This is a genomic window from Bacillus sp. SIMBA_074, from assembly GCF_046534555.1.
GTDB classification, from domain to species: domain Bacteria; phylum Bacillota; class Bacilli; order Bacillales; family Bacillaceae_G; genus Bacillus_A; species Bacillus_A mycoides.
Map to the genome: position 1 here is coordinate 1 of NZ_JAWRYM010000521.1, position 272 is coordinate 272.

The 272-nt window shown below is 40.8% G+C and carries 1 protein-coding gene; it reads left to right on the forward strand.

The window, feature by feature from the left end:
• On the forward strand, positions 1–272 hold a 272-nt coding region (locus SB773_RS31815; protein ID WP_410594316.1), incomplete at both ends, for a hypothetical protein.

Below are 272 nucleotides of genomic sequence, written 5' to 3' on the forward strand. Positions count from 1 at the left end.
TCAAGTATTGGAATATCGACTTCGATGGTCAATTGATTATCCTGCAAGGGAAAGGGATGGTGACTGATGAACACCTGCTTATGCAGGCTCAAAGAATTGCCATCCTTTTAGAAGGTCTTATATCCAAAGATAATCCTGGCACTTCACTATCCATGGGGTTAAGCAAGGCAAAAAAAGGAATCTACAATATGAAAGAAGGGTTTATTGAAGCTAAAAAGGCCATTCAACTGGGCTCGAGGCTTAACCCGACTAATATCAATGATTACGCAAGC